Below are 21323 nucleotides of genomic sequence, written 5' to 3'. Positions count from 1 at the left end.
CTATACACTTCTGCCCCAGCGAACATATCTTATCTTATAACACTCATCACGAAAGGAGGTAATGTCCATGTCAGGAGTTGTAGGTAACTCAGCAGCTGCGATTTTAGTTCTTTTCATCCTTCTTGTCATTATCACAAGCGCATTCGTTATTTAATATGTGATATAAAAGCAAAAAGACGATCTCCTGCCCTTGAAGCATGGAGGTCGTCTTTATTTTCGGGGTTGCTGCGCGGCTTGGTTTAGACGTTGCTGTTCTGCTTCGATGGCAGTGAGCTTAGCTGCGATGATCTCGGTAGCACCTGGCTTATCCTTATGGAGCGAGAAGATTTCTCTAGCTCTGGCTAGCTTCCCCGAGCGCATGGCTAGTTCGCCCAGTGACGTTGCCGCCTTCCACTCACCGATGTGGTAATCCGCACTTACACTGCCGCGGTAATTGGGTAAGCTTGTCAGCGATTGCTTAATACTGGCCTCAGCCAATCGCAGTAGCTCGTCCACCTGTCTCATGCGCACTTGCGCGAGCAAGTAATGGGCGTCTGGGAAGTCTGGGGACTGCTGTAACGCTTTGTGGCAGTACGCTTCCGCTTCGGTGTAATTTTTGCGTTGCATCATGATTTGAATGAGGAGTCGGTAGATCTCAAGCATCCTGCCGAATAGCTCTGTTTGTAAGCCTAGACGCTCTGCTTCAAGTAAGGCTGTGAGAGCTTGCTCTTCCTGTCCGAGTCCCAGGGATTCACGACCGTAAAAAAGCCAATGGCCTGGATTCTCCGGTTCTTCTTCAAGCATAAGCTTCAGCAATCGGAGATTTCGTTCTATCTTTCCTTTGCTTTGTAGGACAGCCGGCTCATAGCCATGATGATCCAATCGGATTTTGACTGCTCGTCGGTAAGTATCAAGCTGATAAATTCCTTGATCCGTACCGATTTGCTCATGAATGCGACCATAGTAACGCAATCCCCTTTGTGCCGGGAACATGCGAACTTGGGAGAAGTCATGTTGGATTGTGCCATTTATCTGATTCAAGTGCCAGACATGTAGGGCCGGGATGATCTGTAGTTGATTGAATACGTTTGCTGCTTCCCTGATCGCGTTGACATCCTCTGGAATTAAGACCTCATCCGCATCAATCCAAATCACCCAATCCGTTTGGACATGCTGTAGACCGATGTTGCGCGCGGCACCGAAGTTATCCTCCCACACGATCGGGACAACCTTGACCTTCGGATACTGCAAAGCAATCCTTCGCGTATCATCCGTCGATGAATCCACAAGCAGAATTTCATCGACAGCCCCTTGCAAAGCAACGATACACTTTGCGATATTCGCGGCTTCGTTATGTGATAAAATCGCCGCGGTCACCGTCACCTTGGGAACATACAGGAGATCCTCGACGTCCGGTCGTGGTTCACCAGGGGGCATCTGCTGTATGTTTTTGTAGATGTGATTGACCCATTTCGCTTGCGGATCCAGCAGCCAAGCACGGTCGAAGACCCGCTTCGCTGCGCCAGCTTGTTGCCTAAGGAGCAGCGTTTCACCGAGCATCACCCAGAGCTGCGCTTCCAAGGGCGTCTGTCGAATGGCTTGGAAGAGCTCGGTTTCGGCTTCTTGGAGTTTATTTCCTTGGATTAGGGTGATGATGTGTTCGAATTGTATGCATATTTTCATGCTATGGTCTGCGGTAAATAAACTTATAGATACGACTTCCGCTCTCATCTTTTCCGTAATCAGGATCTATGGTTAATTCGGTTGCTGTATTGTCGATACCGTCGATCGTAACAACAAATGTGCCAGTGCCATTTGAATATGTTACTTCTGCAACAGTGGAATATGAGACAAAATCATCGAAATTCGTATTAAAATTGTCCCAATATGTATAATCGTCGAAATGATCAGGGAACAAAGGAGTTAGATTAATTGTTTGTACAACCCCATCTTGCTCAGTGCGATTCATAACATGAATTGTTATTTCGTTCTGATACAATGCTGAACCCCCAGACTCATTTAACGTTGAATAAACTTTGAATTTTGTATCACTATTTAGATTAGTATCAGCAACAAATGTGATATTATCTTCGCTTGTAGTAAAAGTAACTCCTGAGTTTCCAGCTGTAGGTACTGATTGAACATCTACTAGACTTACAGGATCGAACCAATTCATGCTGGAGTTCACAGTGACACTACTCTTACTAATATTCGTCGATGCATATAAATTAAAGGTATGTGGTAAAACAGAAGTTTCATTGGATGATTTTTCAATATCAACATTTAATACAGCTGGTTGGTAAAGATGAATAGAATCATAAGCAAGAATTTGCTTAATTCTAATAGCATTGGACTCAAGTTCCTCATCAATTGATTCCCAAGTAATTAAACTAGTATTTCCAAGATCAATCGTAGTGTTGACATTGTTTGGTGATCCATAAGACTCTACCACCAGCTTATAGTGCATATCATCAGTTTCAACATCATAGAAAATCTCATCCAAATCAATTTCTCCATTTTCGGGTAACTGTAGGGTTGGATTGATTACATGATCTAATTGAAAGTGCTTAGCTAGCACACTATTTTCATTAAGCTCTGGGATAGAATTCTCAGTTGCAATTTGAAAACGGATTTTTGCTTTCGTGAATCCACCTTGATGATCAGTGACCACGGCATCTAATAAATAACTCCCTGCAGTTGACGGGATAAATCCATAACCTAATGAAGTATGACTTTCACTAAATACTTGAAAAAGATTCAAGTTAGCACTTTCTGAATTACTAATAATGACAGACAACTGATCTTCGTTAATATCTGAAAAATACCGCGTAATCTCTTCATCAATTCTGCTAAATAGTATCGGCTCCCCAATAACACCTCTAATACTGAGCTCATTTCCGCTATTTTGATATGGTGCTGAATTCATATTATTGTATGAAATTGGATCAAAATTCATATTACTCATTGGACTAATGTTTTGAAGCAATCCCACTGCCTGATCTCTCGTCTGATTAACTGTAGGCATATGGATTAACTGATCAACGGCATTCAAAATATCAAATTTATAATCAGCTGAATTTTCGGAATCAGGAACGACAATCACTTTAAATTGGTCAATTTCTATCGGGTTCCCTTCAGTCATGTCATATTTGACCGTAAAAGTAGTAGTGCCAATACTATTACTACTAGCCTTTATTTCATAGATGCCATTATGCCCTAATGCATATTCACCTGATGCGCTGGATCCCGTTGTTGTAACGTCCAGATTACCATCGCTGTATAGTGTTGAAAAATCAATGTACTTTGTTCCGTGTAATGGTAAAACAATCGTATGTATTGCATCGACGGGTAAAATTTGTTTGGCATAACTATGTTGTACAGGCATCATCATCAACGGCGCAGCTATCGCGGTTACACCTGCTATCGTTCCTATGAGCTTTTCTTTCCTTCTTGATACTTTCAATTTCCCCATTACCACACCACCATCGTCTATTATTCTTTCTCTCATTCTACCATAGGCAATTTGTACTAAAAACCCCTTAAACGACAAAAAACCTCAAAAATCGAGGTATTTTATCGAATTTTTATATTAGAATAAGTACTTTCGTATGGCTTCATGAACACCCTCGTCATTATTGGAAGAGGTCACTGCATCAGCGGCTTCTTTCACATCGTTCGGCGAATTCTCAACCGCAATTCCAAGTCCGGCAAATGCCATCATTTCCAGATCATTATAGTAATTCCCGATGGCCATAATATCTTGTGAATCAACCTCTAGTGAAGCAGCCAAAGCCTTCAAAGCATTTCCCTTATTGGCTTGCGGGCTCATCACATCAATGAACAAATCACCACTGCGAATCATACGTAAATGTCCGTAAAGCTTTCGGTCCTCCCACTCCTGCTGAACACGATCTAACACATCAGGTTGAGCAAAAAGTGTAAATTTGACGATCGGCACGCCAAGTTCTGAGACTGAAGTCACAAGTTTTGGGTTGATGAGGAATTTCTTGTACATTTGCTTCTCATACTCGCCTACACGTTCGATATACATATTGAACGCCGTGCACACATCGAAATGAATCCCTTCGCGGCGAGCGTAGACCAGCATTGGCTCTATGTCTACCAATTCAAAAGCAAACTCGTTCACCAATGACTGCCCTCGCTCATCCGCATGAACGGTCACTGCACCATTGTGTGTGATCATCGTCCCTTCCAAGCCTAACTGCTCCAGAATGGGCAATGTGCTCGCAGGTGCTCTCCCGGTACACAAGACAATATGACAGCCTTGATCATGAACCTCTTGTATGGTTTCAATCGTTTGATCCGTTAACTCATGATCATCATTGAGAAGTGTTCCATCAACATCCAGTGCGATTAATCGATAGTTCAAGGTGGTCGCGCTCCCTCGTTCGCATTTTATCGACTAATTGTACCATAGGCGCATGTTTAGTTCACCGCTTTTACACAAAAAAGACAGTTATCCGAAGATAACCGTCCCTCTTTTATTGAACCCGATGCACACCGACAGATTGCTGGGCATTCCCAATGATTTCGATGGGGATATCTTCTTTTTTCACAACGCCATTGCTATATCGAATTTGAAAATGAATCGTGTGTACGCCTCGGGGTAACCCTTCCATAAAAGACTGGAACTTACTATTGAATAGCTCGTCGCTAAAAAGGTTGTGATCTTCCGCATCCGGTTCTAGCTTTTCAGATACATACAGGGACTGGCCGTCCAGCCCAACTGTGTCAATCCAAGCAATTACCTCCTCAACAGGGGCTGCTGCACTTTGACTTTTCACAACAAAAATCTCCCCAGAGTAAAATTGTTTGGGTGTTACTTGTGTTTGGTGCCCCATCTGGTTATGCAAAATGAACCATTGATCCGTATACGTCACATCCGAGTGTATGGTGAGCGGTAGGGCCCTTATTATTTTGACTGCCGTCGTGGTGAGCATGCCATCGGTAACGGTTAGTGTCACTTTATAATCACCAGGTTCGAGGAACTTTTGTGTGAAATTGAGGGATGTAAAAGACTTCGTAACCCCAGCCGGCCCTTCAACAGTCCATGTATAAGAAAGTGCATCGCCATCAGGATCGATCGAAGTATTAGCGCTTTGCACCTCATCTCCTTCCCAGACGGGTTTAGGGCTCCAATCGAAATCAGCAATCGGCGCTCGATTAATATACATCCATGTTTGAGGTGAAAAGTCTGACCATATGATTCCGTCAAAAACCCGTACTCGAACACGCAGCTTTTGCCCAGCTGGCAGTTCTTGATTCACTGTCCAGCTCCCAATACCAGAGGTATTACCTTGCCAGTATTGCCCTGAGTCCACAATCATGACGTTATTCGCTTCATTCGTTATTTGAATTTGAAAATACTGAAATGTAGTTCCTGGATCAGCGTCAGACTGAGCCCATTGTAAAGTAGGCTTCAGCGTACTAAATACCGTTGGTACGTTTTGTGTACCATTTGGCACCGTCATGTTTGCTAGTGGTGGACTATTTACTTGCATCCAGCCAATATTCGACCACTCTGACCAGTTATAGACATCTTCAACTCTGACCTGTACTTGATATTTAGCCCCTGAGCTAAGTGCCATAGGTACATCCCATGATTGAGGGCCATCAAATTTGTTTTGACTGACGATACCGCTTGCTGTTACAGGTCCGCCACTATTATCCAAAATACGCACTTCAAATCCCGTTAGGTTATATCCGTTTGGATCCGTCTGATTCCAAGAAATAGTTGGATGTGCTCCTACCATTGAAGGTGACGCTTGTGTTCCAATAGGGAACGTTAATTCAGCCTGCGGTGGAGGTGCTGGAGCAACAATAGCTGCCGTTGTAAATGTAGTAGTTGCTGGATAACTTAGTGCTCCATACTCATCAATGACCTGCAAATAAACCGTATAGCTTCCTACTAACGAAGGCCGTGAAGGTTTTCCTTGTGAGAAGTTTCCGTTAGGATCTACAAATGAATATTGCCTTGAGAGTACGCCGTGATTGGCGCAATAATCTATACCAGTCACATCCTGAGCTGAACAAACTAGCGTCGATGGATCATAACGATCTGGATCGTAGGCATCATCAGCAAAAATCACAGTACCATCACCCTGCATCGAATTTGTAAAAGTAGGGATAAGCGGTCTTCTATGTACCACTATGGAAGCGTGAAATGAGTTGGATGTTTTGCGATACATTTCGAATAGGACACTAGGATAAAGGAATGCTGGGTTAGGATCATCTTTGGCCGATAGCGTGATATCATAGACACCAACCTTATCAAAAGCCGTTTGTGAACCACTGTACGTTTGCCCATCTAGCACCGAAATACCTTGGTTATTCAAAAATTTAGCCGTGTGCTTGTAAAACCATTGATATGTACTGCTTGCAGGGTCATTCTCTGAGTCCGTGTATGAGATGTTATCATATTTAACAGATGCAGAAGCCGCTCCGCTTTCCCAAAGAGCGAACCCAGCGTACCAAGCCGTTTGAGGAGGAATGATTGGTTTCCTCGTGATGTTGGAGAAAGTCGTAAACGACTTATCTGTAAAAGGACCGAAGGTCCCTTTCACCCATGTGCCGTCTTGAACACTAAGATAGGGAATGCCATTGAGCTTCAAATCAATCTTATTTCCAGACATGCTTACGTTAAACGTATAATTGGTATGATCCAAAAACGGATAATTAGCACTACCTAGTATCGTAGGAACACCATTCACATACTTGGTCAAATAAACAATAGAGCCATTTGTTTCAGCCGCATAGCGATTTTTAGGATCTTGCATACGGAAGGATAGACCGGCTTTATTGTTATTTCCATTAGCCTTGGACATGTTCAACGTAAATTCCAACTCAACATCAGACACAGTAAAATTAGAAACGAATTGCCCTAATCTTGTCGGGTAGCCTAGGGCTGGTACCGTGCTTGGCGTTCCAATTGCCAACCAAGGTGTGAAGCTATGGTTATCGTATCCTGCATTTTGAGATGAGAATAAGGCCATGAGCATACCGTCACCAACGTATTCAGAGCTGAAAATTGAATTGGTTGTTGCCGCAAAAGGACCATTTATGGCAAGTATACCGCCTAAGCCACTTATCGTTCCGAGGGTTATTCCTGCTGCATTTTTAACAGTGGCACCTGATGTACTATAACCATCAATTGTGTGTACGCCACTACCGTAGCTGCCATCCCAATTTATTGTTGGCTGTGTGGCGTTAGTCCAAGTCGCGGTATCACTCGTTGTGGTGGCTCCTGTATTTTTATCCAGAGATTCATAATACGCATCATATCCAAAACCATTGCCCGAATAGCTTCGCACTAGAACTTGATTCCTTGATGGATTTTCTACCAACAATGGGATAGCATCACCTCGATCACCAACAGCCCAGCTAAAAGTGCCAGCATATGTTGTCTGCTTACCCTTAAGCTTCGTTTTCCATGCAAATGATAGATCTGCATTTAATTTTATAATGGCAGCTCCAACTGGTGTATTATACGTGTTTCCCCCACTCTCGTAAGAGCAATTTTGCTGGGAAATATAATAAAACTCTCCATCGGAGCCCCTGAAGCTTTTTTGTATATTGTCCCTACAAGTTGTTGTTGGATAAACTGAGGGATCACTCCAAGTCGTGTTAGCCAATGGAACTGACTTTACTATTTGTCCCTGACGATTAATTTGACGGACTGTGAGATTATTGTAGTAGCTGTGTCCTACAGCTATTACCAAGTCATCACCTATACTCTGCGGGGGAAACATGCTCTGTGCAGTCATTTCAGAGTCATCGCTATAAAAACGTCCATCACTCAAAGTATAATCTACGGGTGCATACCCATTTAACGTGGAACTGCTTAGGTATTGTCCAGTAGTTGCATCAAACGTTCGTATCTCTGTGGTTCTAACACTCGTGTATTGCACGCTGCCATTTTCGTAGTATCCAGAACCATAGGGGTCCTCCCACCTTATTTTTGCATATATCGTATTGCCGGTTACTTGATACCCTAGAATAGTAGCTGTTGTGTATAGTTTGATAGAAATTCCTTGGGCGTAAGTGTAGTTCTTGTTGTAGTAAGCTAAATAATTACCAAATATGGCATATTTGTAAGTCGCTTTTGGTCCTAGACTTCCAGCCAAAAGTCCTTTTACTGTGATAGTGAAATCATAGGGTGAACCATCCAAGTATTTATGCTCATAACTAGCCCAGTAACAGCCTGGACATACATAAGTACTACCATAGTAACGTCCGATTTTATGCTTATTCATACTGTAAAAGGAGTAACCTCCTGCAGTATAAAGATTCCCCGTCCCGAAATAAATATGATCTTCGGTCGTCTTGAAAACAGGCGGGCCTTGGCTCCAAGATACTGGCTCCCAAATCGTATTATCCGCATTAGGAATCAACAATGGTTGCGTGTTTAGTGATCCAAAACTAGCAAAAGATCGATATGGGGACTGCCCATTTGAACCTAATCCATAATCTTGTGCAGGCGTTATAAACTGACGATACTGCGTGTTGCTGTATTGCTCGTAGTTGAAGTTGTAATAGTCAGGGGTCTGCGTATTTCGACCTAAACCCGCAACTAACTCATTTGAAGTTCCTGCTGTCCAGCCTACTCCCTTACCAATCGCTATGTTGGTATTGGTATGGAATAGATTCCAGTTTGTGAGTATTTCACTTGCATTGTACTTAATTGCAGGGACTACGCTTGGTTGACTGTTTTCACCTGCAATATCGAAGCTAACAACGGGCCCATCCTTGTTCACCACAACTAATGTTGTTTCAGAAGTGGTTTGAGTACTGTTGTCACTACAGCGACCATAATCCTCACAACTATTTACATAGAATAAATATTCCCCTACTTTGGTAGGAGTAAAATCAATACCTGGGACGCTGCCGCCGCTAAGTGGTTGCCAAACGTCATTTTGAAAACCGTCATTGTCGGCATCATACTTGTATTGATAAGAAGTGGAAGCAATTGTATCTCCATCTGCGGAGTAAGATTGATTCTGAATATGGGTTGAAACGCCTCGTGCGCTGAAAGCTGGAACGCCAAGTTTGGCTATTGGGGGCTTGTCCGGATGCACCGTAATGTGACAATCGGAGCTTTCAAGAGAAACCAATCCTGCTGAATCCGTTACGCTCTGTAGTGTGACGGTTGCCACGATGTCCGACATGGTCCCATTGATATAAGACATGTGAAGATTCGACCAAACATCCTTTGCGTGATCAATCGTGCGACCGAGTGGACTGTAACTGGAAAAAGCGTTAATAGCGCCGTTGGGGATAGTTCGGTTTTCCTTGATCTCACTGGGTGCTGTGCAAACGGGGATTGGGTTTGGAGGTAAAACTTCGATGATGGCAGTTCTTGTTGTGGAGGCCCCCCATTGATCGTGCATGGAAGCTTGAACCGTATGGTATCCTGGTGTATCCATTACAATATTGTGATAGCCATCGGTGTAATGACTAACTCCACTCTTTCCAGGGACACTTTGAGTCCATGTATCAGCAGAATTAAAGTTGAAATCATCCCAGTAGATGAGATCACCATCGGGATCACTTGGTGTTGGAACGGTGGAATCATCGATATAGATTAAGTCCAACGTGTCGCCAACAACGGCGGTTTGCAGGGGATTTTGGCGGTTAGATGGTTGTACCCAACCGACTTTGAAGTCCGGTGGACTGTTGATAGAGGGACCATTCACCGTCAGTGTTTTGGTAGCAATAAAACCTGATGAACCACAGGATGCTTCAATCATTAACGAGATATCGTGTGAGCCTACTGCAATGATGGAAGGATAGTTGCTTGAGGTATAAACAGTATCTTGTATTTGGCTAAATACCTTGGGAGTATGAATGTAGCTGCTGCCACGGGCTATTTTGTAGTAGTGATCAGTGTAGGTGCAGCCAGTGGGAATTGTGAAAGGGAGAGGGTGGAGTTTGAAGGTGTCACGATAGTTGATGGTTGAGGGGGTTAGTTGGAAGTCGCCGGTAATGGAGGGTGGTAAGGGAGTTGGTGTTGGGGTTGGCCCACCCGAGTATGTAACTTCAATGTGATCTGGATACTTGTATGTCCTAGAAGTTATTGTCACTTTAAAAGCTGCAAAATACACCATTACCTTTGCACCATTTGGAGGGTTAGGATCATTTAGTTCTTTGCTGTAAATACTCGAGTGATCGAACCTCTGAGTGTACTTTACTTTAAATTGATCAGATGTGTCGATAATAACATCCACAGGTGCTGTCGTACCGTCAGTCTTTCCAGCAATATTAAGCCCATCAGGTCCCGGAATCGTAAGACTGTTGTCCGTCGAGGCAATGCCAGTTGCACCCACTTCAGTAACTACTGTTGATGGTAAAATTGTAGTTGAAGAATCAACTGCGGTATAATTTGCAGTGCGCCCACCAGACAATTCCAAATTGGTATTTCCTGAACAACCAGGGTATTTTGGCATGTTATATCCATTGATAGACTCTGTCGAAGCACCGCCGCAATTAATCCTCCCAATTTCAGGAATGTCAGCATACCAATTAACACCTTGAGCGCCACCGGGTATGTAACGATACCAAGCGTAGTATCCTTGAGCAGAAGTGTTATTTATTGATTCAACAACTCTCTCATATCCCCAATAAGTCAATTTTCCGGACCAACTACTTTGCCCAACTGCCGAAGAAATACTATCTACTTGAACCCCGTCACGAAAAACAGCTACACTTGCTATAGTTTTACCACTGACAGCAGGAATGGTTATGTTGTCAGTTGTTGCACTCACTTCTTTGTTGTAAACTGCCTGGTAACCTGCAACAGAATTAGGATAGGTCAAATTAATGGTCTGATCAGCTGCTGCATTGGCCGTAAACCAGCTAAAATCTAAATATTGAAAAGGGAAGATTTGCAAGGTCAACAATGCTATTACCAATAGGCCTATTTTTCTTCTTGCGTACCACATCTAGCACCTCCTTAATTTAGTTTAGATCAATATACTTTATTGTAATTTTGTTTGTACACTCAAAACGGTTTGTGGATAAAACTCATGAGGTGGCCGTGCAGGAGCATTCACTGTCAAAGACAGAGATCGTCCCAATTTCACTGTTTTTTTTGGAATTATAAATGCTGAAATATCATCAATTTTATTAACGTATAAGCTAGCAGCTTGATTCAAATTATGCGCTGCCAAATCTTGAGCAGTGCCATTAAATCCAGTAAGCGAATAGCTAGGCATTGTCGCAATATTACTGTAAACACTTGTATCCTTGTTGTAATCAACATGACCTTTGAAATATAGAACATAACTATCCATATAGCCGTCAGTAATAAGGGGAGAACTTTCATAAGCCATCAAGTCAAACCAATGAATTTTACTCAGATCACCTAACAAGAACAAGTTAGGGTCATTTGGGTCCTCTAGATCGATAGCAATGATTTGATCAATAGAACCTTTCCAAAGACCATCTGGAGTTTCTACAGTCAATTTATTGGTATCCCAGTTAGCACCACCATATTGTACACCACCAAAGAACTCTGGCATTTTGCTGAAAATGTTTGTATGCTTTAAATCCAATTCCGCGTTATTAACCGCATCTTGATCAACTTCCAACTTCCCGCCACTCTTAACACTCAAAATCCGCTCAATAATCGTTACCGACTGCGCTCTAGTGGTTTCTTCCTCTTCCCCTAGTTGTCCCCCAGATAATCCCTGAATTAACCCCAATTTTGTCGCGTTATACATAATTGAAGGGTCATTCGTGATAGCAGTTGGATCTTGGTAATCTTTATCGGCCGAGCGCAGTGCAACTCTCGCCATTTCCATGCGTGTCATGGGCTTGTTCATATCATCCAGACTAAAGTCCGATCCCTTATATATGCCTAAAGTAGCAGCCGCAGTGGCAAATGGCACATACCATTTTGAACCAGTCGTATCTCCTTTGACAGGGAGGTTAAGTGCAGTTACAGCCATTTTAATAAACTCTGCACGGCTTACGTTGATCTCTGGTTTAAACGTCTGATCCTCATACCCATCGATATAGCCCTTTTTAATCGCTGTTTCGACGGAACTTTTTGCCCAGTGTCCTGCGATATCCTTGAATTGGACAACTGGCAAATTATTAGTACTAACAGCTGCAGAAGTTTCAGTACTATTGCACCCTGTAGATGTTATAAATGTTAGTGAGCTCACCAGAACAAGTATCTTTTTTTTCATTACGAAAGCCTCGTCTCTGTCAAATATTTGAAATACTTGCTATTGTGCGTGCATCTATTTATTGTTGCATTACGACGCATCAAACCAATTATTGGTAGTATCTCATTTCATAACTGTAAATGTCTACCTATTTTCACTATATAAAGCAAAAACCGCCCAACCATCGCTATCATAAGCGACACCTGGGCGGTTCTTCCGCACAAATTAAATTTCTTATAAAGAAAATACCATATTCTAGTATTTTTGTATATTGTTATTTTTGAGACTCGTGTGCGCTGCGTAATGCTTGAAGTTCAACCGCACTTAGCTCTCTGACTTGACCCAAGGCCAAATCAGGATCCAAAGTCAGCGGGCCCATGGAAAGTCTTTTCAGAAAAACAACTTGCTTGCCAACAGCCTGAAACATGCGCTTCACCTGATGAAATTTGCCCTCCATGATGGTTAATTCGATTTCTGAAGGTACACCGTCCGTTTCATTTCCTGATTTTAAAATGTTTAAAATCCCCGGCAGCGTCTCATAACCATCGTCCAAGGTAACGCCTTGGGCAAAGGCTTCGCGATCTGCTTCGGTAACTTCCCACTCTACTTTGGCGAAGTAGGTTTTCGGAACGTGTTTGCGAGGTGAGAGCAGGTTGTGGGCTAGTTTGCCGTCATTGGTTAGCAAAAGGAAGCCTTCTGTGTCTTTATCCAATCTGCCCACAGGGAACACCTCGAACGGTGCATAGGCATCGTCCAAGAGATCCACAACCGTGCGATCCCGATTATCTTCGGTCGCCGAGACAACCCCTTGCGGTTTGTTCATCATGAGATAAACAAACTCACGATAAGTGACTACTTCCCCGTTTACCTTGATGTTGTCGGTTTCTGGGTTCACCTGCATACCGCTGTCTTTTACTTTCACACCGTTAACGTAAATGGCGCCTTCTTTAGCGAGGCGTTTGAGTTCAGAACGTGTGCCAACGCCCACATGGGCGAGTATTTTATCGAGTCGTTGTGTTTGTTTCATGACCGTTAGGTCCACCTCCAACCGGGTGGATATTCATTCTTCAGCATCCCGTCGAGCCACTTGCCCCAGCCGACGGGATGGTCATCAATGCAGACCAGGCAGTAGCCTTTGGCTGCCTTGGTCTCTTCCGGATCGCGGAGAATTTCGCTCTCCGCGACTTCGAGCGTCTCGCCCTTCAGGTACCGAAGGGCTCGCTCGTCGCGCGAAGCCAAGCTCAGCGCTCGCTTGGCTTCGCGCAAACACAGTCCCATTGCTAGCGCATGGGACGGTTCAAATCGGCCGCGGTGCAGCGCGCCGATGTACCAGCCCGGCCGCACGACTTTCAGTCCGTGCAGCTCGGGCAAGCCCGCCGGCGACGCATACGCGTGCTCGCCGTAACAGACCAGCCGCCTCAATGCGAAAGGTTCGCTGCGCAGCAGTTCACCGGAGAACGCATCCAGCGGCTCCAAGTTCACCCCCGTGCTAGGCGGTGCCTCAGCACGGCCCTTCCCGCGTAGCGCCTGACGGCCGCTACGCTTTCCAGCTGCCGCCACAAAGTCGGCAGCCCCCGCCTTTGCACTCGCACTTGCACTTGCACTCGCACTTGCACTTGCACTTGCACTCGCACTTGCACTCGCACTCGCACTTGCACTCGCACTCGCACTTGCACTCGCACTCACACTACCACTACCCAACCCCAAAACCGCCACAAAATGCCCCTCGCCCCGCAACCGGTGCGGCCACAACCTCGCCGTCCCTGCAACCGCCGCCTTAGCCCGCTCCGAATAAGCCTCCGCCTTACACCAAGGCTCACGCAACCAATCCGGCCGGCCAGCACTGAATCCTTTAATGGGCACTACATCAAACCCAGGATGCTTGTCCAAAAACTCCGCAATCTGTGCCTCATTCTCCTCCGGTGAGAACGTACACGTCGAGTATACGATCCTACCACCTGGGGCTAGCATAACAGCAGCTTGTCCCAACAATTCACGCTGCATGGCGGCAAATTCCTGAACAGAATGACGCTCCCATTGGCCCATCATTTCTTCTTCCTTGCGGAACATGCCTTCACCCGAGCAAGGTGCATCAATTAGTATTTTATCAAAATAACCCTCGAAAACAGTCAACATGCGCTCTGGCTTTTCGTTCAAAACAACGGCATTTCGCACGCCGAGCAGCTCGAGATTTTTAACCAGCGCTTTGACCCGATCGGAATGGATATCATTCACAACGAGCACGCCTTCACCTTGCAGCTTCGCGGCGATTTGCGTCGATTTACCGCCTGGCGCTGCGCATAAATCAAGAACCCGCTCCCCTGGTTTTACCTCAAGCAGCTCCACGGGTGCCATCGCACTTGGCTCTTGGATGTAATAAAGCCCAGCATGATAATAGGGATGCTTGCCTGGACGCTCCCCTTCTTCATAATAAAAACCCTCAGAAGCCCAGGGTACAGGACTGAGATTGAAGGGACTTTGAGCTACAAATTCAGCACGTTCCGCCTTCCCTGTATTTACCCTTAAGCCGAACACGCGCGGTTCATCATAGGAAGCAAGAAATTGCTCAAATTCTTCTTCACCAAGTAAATCAATCATTTTCTCCCTAAAAAGAGGTGGTAACTGCTTCGCCATTCGACATCTTCACTTTCTATGTAAATTCCCTAATTAACTTGAACTAAAACAGATCAATGTAACGGTATTATAGCTGACTTGTCACGAAACAGCCAATATTTTTCCGAAATCGGACAGGATATGCTATACTTTTTATAGAAGATAGTAGAAAGTAGACATATTAAAGAGGTGCATGCATGAAGAAGCTGCTTATTTATTTAGGCATTGTAGTCGTTTTATTCGGTGGTTTATACTTCGTTAATCAACAATCTACCAAATCTTCGGATGCCAAGAATGCAGGTAATCCCTACGGTGTTGCCGCATCCAAGCTAAATCCAGAAACTGTAAAGCAATTGACGGATCCTAACTACCAGAACTTGATTCTACCGAAAGATCTGGATGCTCGATTGAAGAACAAAGAAACCTTTTTCCAATATTACTATGCGTCAACTTGCCCACATTGCAAACTAACAACACCAGTACTAGTTCCCTTGCAGAAAGAGCTTGGACTTGACGTTAAGCAGTTCAATTTGGAAGAGTTCAAAGAGGGTTGGAATAAATACAAGATTGAATCCACACCTACAATTGTTTATTACAAAAATGGTGTAGAAGTCGATCGCATCGTTGGCGGGGTTCCAGAGGCTGGAGCAACAGGCGGCAATACACCAGAAGTATTCAAAGCCTTTTTCCAAAAGTATAAAGGTTAATCCGGTCAACAAAAGGACTTCATCACCCATCGGTGAGAAGTCCTTTTTCCTTATCACTCATGATCTTCGCTTTGAGGCTGATTTAGCCTTAACTCTTCCACTAAATCCAAGAGCACCGGATCGAGAATCACGATGTCCAAATCATAGGGAAGAAACGGTTCCTCTTTTAATCCCATCAGCTTTCCTAGATAAACCTCACTATCTTTCTTCAAGAGTTCTAGATCAATACCCAAGATATGATCAGGATATGGAGCCAGCTTCTCTAGCCCAGCACTAAACAATTTAATAGAACCGCTCGCATTTCCATTCGAATGATGATAAAGGCCTACTGCAACCTGCAGCAGGCCTTGATATAACGGATTTCGGCCTTCCTCCAGCCAAAGCTCCTCCATCACTTCATGACACTCGAAATAATCCCGCTGTTCGTTGAAATAGTACAGAAAAGCGACATACAATCGGTCATATCCGCTCATAGATTAGCTATTATCTCCTTTTTTAGCCCTCGAAATGGCAGCCTCGATATCAGCAGATAAATCACTAAGCCCTTCTTCCGTTTCCCAAATTTCATTGAAACGCAATTGAAACTGGGCAGCTTCCCGTACCCGATGATAGAAATATAATTCTTGTATGTTGTTCAGAACGCGATTGATGAGATTAGAGTTATCTTCAAACATCCGCTGAGAGGCCATAATCTCACCTCGTATACTAGACATTTCCTGATCTAATAAATAAGCCGCTTCTGCCGCTTTACTCAAACGCGCACGAACCTCAACAGGTAATTGTTCTTTATATTTATAATTCAAAGAATGCTCAATCGTCGCCCAGAAGTTCATAGCAAGGGTTCGAATCTGCACTTCTGCTAAAATTTTCTTCATGCCTAAAGCAGTTTGAACAGGATATTCGATAATAATATGAAAGCTTCGATATCCGCTTGGCTTTTTGTTCGTAATATAATCTTTCTCGTAGACAACACTCATATCTTGTCTGCTGCGGATGAGCTCAGCAAGAGTTTCTGTATCTTCTACAAATTGGCACATAATGCGAATGCCTGCGATATCTTCAATACCTGACTCTAATTGATCCATCGGAACGCTCAAACGCTTCGCTTTCTCCAGCACGCTTGATATTTTCTTAACACGTCCCGTTACAAATTCGATTGGTGCGTATTCTTCACGACTTTTAAGCTCGCCACGTAATGTTTTGAACTTTACTTTCAACTCTTCTACCGCTTGCTCATAAGGCAGCAGAAATTTCTTCCAGTCTCGTCCATCCATCCATGTATCCTCCATCCTGAATGAAGTTAGTGCGAATCTACGCCTATTGCCTGGGAAATATGTGTGAAACCATCTTTCTTTAGTAACACTTGAAGCCCTTTATTTATGCGGCCTAGCAGACCTGGACCCTCGTAAATTAATGCCGTATACACCTCAACTAGGCTTGCACCGGCACGTATTTTGTCATACGCATCTTGGGCAGTAAAAATTCCGCCAGCCCCAATAATCGGAAGCTTGCCTTCTGTCAATTGATACACACGTCGAATAACGTCTGTTGAACGCTGTGTTAATGGGATACCACTCAGACCGCCCGCTTGCTCACGGTTAGCATGGCGTAAGCCTTCTCTGCTAAGTGTTGTATTCGTAGCGATGATCCCTGAAATGCCGCTTTCTTTAATGATCTCTACGGTAAGAACGAGTTCTTCATCCGTAAGATCTGGCGCTATTTTGACGAGAACAGGCTTCGCGGTACTACCATGCTTCTTATGCTGAATCTGCATCTCATCTCGCACTGTAGACAACAAGCGTTTCAAATCATCACCATGTTGTAAATTACGCAAATCAGGTGTATTTGGTGAGCTTATGTTCACAACAAAGAAATCACCATATGTATATAACGCCCCAATACAAGCCCGATAATCTTCCTCTGCTTGTTCGTTTGGCGTTGATTTATTCTTACCTATGTTTACGGCTACTGGAATCGCACGCTTCCCCGTTTTCTCGAGATTGTGTGCCATCTCAGCCGTGCCTACATTGTTGAAACCCATGCGATTAATGAGTGCTTTGTCCTCAGGAAGACGGAACAAACGTGGCAGCTCATTACCTGGTTGTGGTTTAGGCGTAATCGTACCAACTTCCATAAAGCCAAAACCAAGTTGTGTAAATCCTTTCACTGCTTTCGCATTTTTATCAAGCCCTGCAGCAAGGCCTACTGGATTACCAAAGTGTAATCCCCATAATTCCTGAGTTAATTCCGGTGAATCTGGTACGCCATACATGGATTTAAGCAATTGTTTTCCACCTGGTAAATTTCCTACAACACTTAGTCCGTCAATTGTCAAATGATGCGCTTTTTCCGGATCCATTCGGAACAAAATTGGCTTGGCTAACTTCTTATACAGCATGTCCTATGCACTCCGTTCTCTAAGTACTCTAACAGTCAGTTTAGCTGACAATGTAGAAATATGCAATCCACTTAAGGCCTAAGACCTCGCATTCACACAAAAAATCCCCGCTCCACGAAGGTTGCAAGGGAATGCGCTCAATCTTATTTATTTCATCCTACACTTCTGTGCGTTGCAGCAACCGTTCCAGATGCATGGTTAAGTAACCAGTCTCATCGTCAGGTACTTCTAATTGAAGTGAATCACTTAGCAGCAAGGATAGAACCTTTGCCTTCACATACGTATCGCCATATTCTTCTTTAATTTTGGAAAGGAGTGAATTTTGAAGTGTTTTCTTCTGCTTCACCCGTTCGATCACACCTTTTAAATGGGAGATAAAACGAAGTGTTGAGAACGAATCATCGAAATTAAAGCCCAGCTCCTTCGCCGATTCGATCGTTTGAGAAACCACTCTCACCACCGCAAGAGAATCGGATGCTTGCTCTTTCTTACGCGCACTGTTGAAATGCATCGTCAAAAAGGCGACCTCATCCTCAGGCAATTTCACATCCAGGTGCTCATTAAGGAATTCGACGGCTTTCTTAGCGACCTTGTATTCCTCAGGGTACATGTAACCAATTTCATAGGCAAATGGGTTCGTAATGAAAATCCCGCGCTTCTGCCGCTCAACAGCAAAGTTAATATGATCTACAAGAGATGCATGGATTGTCTCCGAGAAATCCCCTTCTAGCATGCTTTGTGCGTAGGCGATAACTTCCTCGGTAATCCCGATAATTTTGACATCAACCGCATTTAGAATTTGCTCATAATTCTTAAGCACTTCCGAGGTATGTAGGAGGAATTCCTGTGTGATTTCACCTTCGCCAATCATCATGCCCGGTGTTTTTTTGAACCCAATTCCCTTACCAAATGCGATGGAGTTTTTTCCTGAGCTTAAATGCGCCATCACGACGTTATGGGATAGTACATGTATGATCGTCCGATCAATCATAAGACACCTCCGCGTTCTTAGGCTTGTCCTGATTATTTCTCATTTGTACTCAGCAAAGGTTTTATGCTTTCACGAATTTGTTCCGACTCTGTTCCAAAAACAACATGAACGTTGCCTTTTCCTAGCCGGATAACACCAATAGCACCAAGTTCCTTAAGCTCGCTATCTTTGACGAGAATCTCTTCTTTGACTAGTAAACGAAGTCGTGTAATACAAGCATCAATAGATATAATATTAGAAGCTCCGCCAATGTATTTTAGAATACTTGTTGGTCGATCTTCCTTAGTCGTTATGTTTTCGGCGGTTTCTACCGGATCACTTTGGTCAACATCATCTTTAGTTGATACTTTCATTGGGAAAAAATGCAGATAGGCCCGAAAAGTTATAAAATAAAGAATAAAATACCCTGCGCCAACGATAAGTATCCAATATGGATTCGTCGCCAAATGCCAATTTAGCACGAAATCGATAAATCCTGCAGAGAACCCAAACCCCATTTTGACCTGAAGGATATTCATGATTACCATCGAGAAGCCAGTTAACACGGCATGAATCACATAAAGGCCAGGGGCTACAAACATAAACGCAAATTCTATCGGTTCTGTAATGCCTGTTAGAAAACTTGTCAGTGCTGCGCTTAACATTACAGGTGCTACAAATTTCCGCGTGGTTGAAGATGTACTTCGCACTACGGCTAGGGCAGCTGCTGGCAGTCCGAACATGATGACTGGATAAAATCCTGTCATAAACATTCCTGATGTGGGATCTCCCGCGAAAAAACGTGAAATATCCCCATGTACCATTTTGCCTGCAGGCGTAACGAAATCTCCAATTTGAAACCAAGCGATATTATTAATCACATGATGAAGACCCGTCGGTATGAGCAGGCGATTCATGATGCCGTAAATGAATACGCCAATGTTACCGTTGTCGACAATCCACAACCCGATTTCACTTATCCCTCGCTGCACGGGTGGCCAAATAAGCCCTATCACTACCCCGAGGAAAACCATCACTAGGGATGTAACAAGTGGAACAAACCGCTTTCCACCGAAAAATCCAAGCGCCTTTGGTAATCGAATATGCCCAAATCGATTGAATAATGTGGCAGAAAGCATCCCCACCAGCATGCCTCCAAGCACGCCAGTATCCAATGGCTCTGAACTACCTGAAACCATTTGGAAATGTTTAAGCACGTTGTCAAAAACCAAATATCCAACGGCCGCCGCTAAAGCAGCAATGCCATCCCCAGAAGTGAGTCCAATCGCTATACCTATTGCGAATAGGAGTGGTAAATTATCAAAAATGGCACTTCCTCCAAGCTCAAAAATCTGAGCCACATGTACGAGGAAAGGATCGCTAAACGACATTTTACCAATACGAAGAAGAATGGATGCTGCCGGCAGCACCGCAATAGGGATCATCAGTGATCTCCCCATCTTCTGAAATGCATACATTACACTCATCAGTTTCACCTATTGCCCACAAGTTTGGCCGTTCCTTGTTTGCTTTTACCTATCCCAATTATAGTAGAAAGAACACCCCACCGAAAGGATAAATTCCTCTAGGTTAAGGTGTTTTTTCTATGCAAAGCCTTATACAGTTATTTCACGGCTCCAGCCGTAATCCCACTTGCAATTTGGCGTTGATAAATCATATAGACAATCAAAGTTGGCAATGTTGTGATCAGCAATCCTGCGAATAATGGACCCCATTCTACCCGATATTGCATCTCAGCTTGCATAACTGCCAAACCAATTGGAAGCGTGTACTTCGTTGGCTCATTCGTTAGAACAACCCCTAAGAAGTATTCATTCCAGTTATTCAGCATGTTTGTGATCATAACCGTGATAAGCCCTGGCTGTGATAAGGGTAGCATAACACGGAAGAATGTTCCATAGTGTGAAGTTCCATCAATAATCGCCGCCTCTTCAATTTCTTTCGGAAGCGATTTATAGAAGCCTACAAGCAAGAAGATCCCGAACGGCAAGTTAAGTGCCGCATAGACGAGAATTAGCCCCAGCCACGTATTGATTAAATGTAGATCATTCAACAAGAAGAATAATGGGATCAAAGCTAGCGCAAACGGAATCATCATGGAAGAGATGTAGATCGTTAGGAGAACTTTGTTCCCTTTAAAATCGTATCTCGCCAGAATATAGGCCGTCATGGCAGCAAGGATCATGCCCAGCAGCGTACTTCCTACAGTCACAACGATTGAGTTTAGGAAATATGTGCTGAAATTATATTTACTCCACACATAGGAGAAATTCGACCATATCAATGGGAATTTAGGCCATGCCCATGGGGCATTTAAGAAAAATTGTTCATTATTTTTGAGCGCATCGAGCAACGTCCACACAAGTGGATAGAGCACGGCCACACTCCATATGATTAGAATGATCCAAACTAACATTTTAGCTAATGGATTTTTGATAGCCATACGA

At 43.8% G+C, this 21323-nt stretch carries 15 protein-coding genes; 2 read left to right on the top strand and 13 right to left on the bottom strand.

Features of this window, described 5'->3' with window-relative positions:
- The first annotated feature begins 67 nt into the window (after positions 1-67).
- Complete coding sequence (locus tag AC58P7_RS01965) at positions 68-154, top strand: YjcZ family sporulation protein (protein ID WP_497339946.1); 87 nt, start codon at positions 68-70, stop codon at positions 152-154.
- Positions 155-210: 56 nt separating this feature from the next.
- Here the strand turns inward: AC58P7_RS01965 and AC58P7_RS01960 are convergent, their stop codons facing one another.
- The 7 genes from AC58P7_RS01960 to AC58P7_RS01930 all read right to left on the bottom strand — a co-directional run bounded on the left by AC58P7_RS01960 (position 211) and on the right by AC58P7_RS01930 (position 14801).
- Entirely contained in the window at positions 211-1662 is a 1452-nt protein-coding gene (locus AC58P7_RS01960; protein WP_497339715.1) for a glycosyltransferase, read from the bottom strand.
- 1 nt (position 1663) lies between these two features.
- A complete protein-coding gene (locus AC58P7_RS01955) occupies positions 1664-3487 on the bottom strand; it encodes a hypothetical protein (protein WP_497339713.1) in 1824 nt (607 codons plus the stop codon).
- 81 nt (positions 3488-3568) lie between these two features.
- The gene (locus AC58P7_RS01950; protein WP_497339712.1) at positions 3569-4369 is read right to left on the bottom strand and encodes a Cof-type HAD-IIB family hydrolase; all 801 of its coding nucleotides are present in this window, start codon (positions 4367-4369) and stop codon (positions 3569-3571) included.
- Between the two features lie 112 nt (positions 4370-4481).
- On the bottom strand, positions 4482-10937 hold the full coding sequence (locus AC58P7_RS01945; RefSeq protein ID WP_497339711.1) for a PKD domain-containing protein: 6456 nt from the start codon (positions 10935-10937) through the stop codon (positions 4482-4484).
- Positions 10938-10973: 36 nt separating this feature from the next.
- A complete protein-coding gene (locus AC58P7_RS01940; protein ID WP_497339710.1) occupies positions 10974-12188 on the bottom strand; it encodes an S-layer homology domain-containing protein in 1215 nt (404 codons plus the stop codon).
- A gap of 253 nt (positions 12189-12441) precedes the next feature.
- The gene (locus AC58P7_RS01935; protein ID WP_497339709.1) at positions 12442-13194 is read right to left on the bottom strand and encodes a pseudouridine synthase; all 753 of its coding nucleotides are present in this window, start codon (positions 13192-13194) and stop codon (positions 12442-12444) included.
- 5 nt (positions 13195-13199) lie between these two features.
- Entirely contained in the window at positions 13200-14801 is a 1602-nt protein-coding gene (locus AC58P7_RS01930) for an RsmB/NOP family class I SAM-dependent RNA methyltransferase (protein ID WP_497339708.1), read from the bottom strand.
- A gap of 176 nt (positions 14802-14977) precedes the next feature.
- Between AC58P7_RS01930 and AC58P7_RS01925 the strand changes: the two genes are divergently transcribed.
- On the top strand, positions 14978-15487 hold the full coding sequence (locus AC58P7_RS01925) for a thioredoxin family protein (protein WP_497339707.1): 510 nt from the start codon (positions 14978-14980) through the stop codon (positions 15485-15487).
- A 53-nt stretch (positions 15488-15540) separates the two neighbouring features.
- On the opposite strand, the gene AC58P7_RS01920 is transcribed toward AC58P7_RS01925, so the two are convergent.
- From AC58P7_RS01920 to AC58P7_RS01895, 6 genes are all read right to left on the bottom strand, one after another.
- A complete protein-coding gene (locus tag AC58P7_RS01920) occupies positions 15541-15960 on the bottom strand; it encodes a DUF309 domain-containing protein (protein WP_497339706.1) in 420 nt (139 codons plus the stop codon).
- Positions 15961-15963: 3 nt separating this feature from the next.
- Positions 15964-16761 carry a GTP diphosphokinase gene (gene yjbM, locus AC58P7_RS01915; RefSeq protein WP_497339705.1) on the bottom strand — a complete coding sequence of 266 codons (798 nt, stop codon included), beginning with the start codon at positions 16759-16761 and terminating at the stop codon, positions 15964-15966.
- Positions 16762-16787: 26 nt separating this feature from the next.
- Positions 16788-17885: a quinone-dependent dihydroorotate dehydrogenase gene (locus tag AC58P7_RS01910; RefSeq protein WP_497339704.1), complete on the bottom strand. Its 1098-nt coding sequence runs from the start codon at positions 17883-17885 to the stop codon at positions 16788-16790.
- Between the two features lie 157 nt (positions 17886-18042).
- Complete coding sequence (locus AC58P7_RS01905) at positions 18043-18876, bottom strand: PRD domain-containing protein (RefSeq protein ID WP_497339703.1); 834 nt, start codon at positions 18874-18876, stop codon at positions 18043-18045.
- A 32-nt stretch (positions 18877-18908) separates the two neighbouring features.
- Complete coding sequence (locus AC58P7_RS01900) at positions 18909-20333, bottom strand: PTS transporter subunit EIIC (RefSeq protein ID WP_497339945.1); 1425 nt, start codon at positions 20331-20333, stop codon at positions 18909-18911.
- A gap of 146 nt (positions 20334-20479) precedes the next feature.
- Positions 20480-21319, bottom strand: a complete 840-nt coding sequence (locus tag AC58P7_RS01895; protein ID WP_497339701.1) for a carbohydrate ABC transporter permease — start codon at positions 21317-21319, stop codon at positions 20480-20482.
- Positions 21320-21323: the final 4 nt, after the last annotated feature.

The organism is Paenibacillus sp. J22FR5, assembly GCF_059691975.1.
This window is presented reverse-complemented; position numbering and strand designations above follow the sequence as displayed.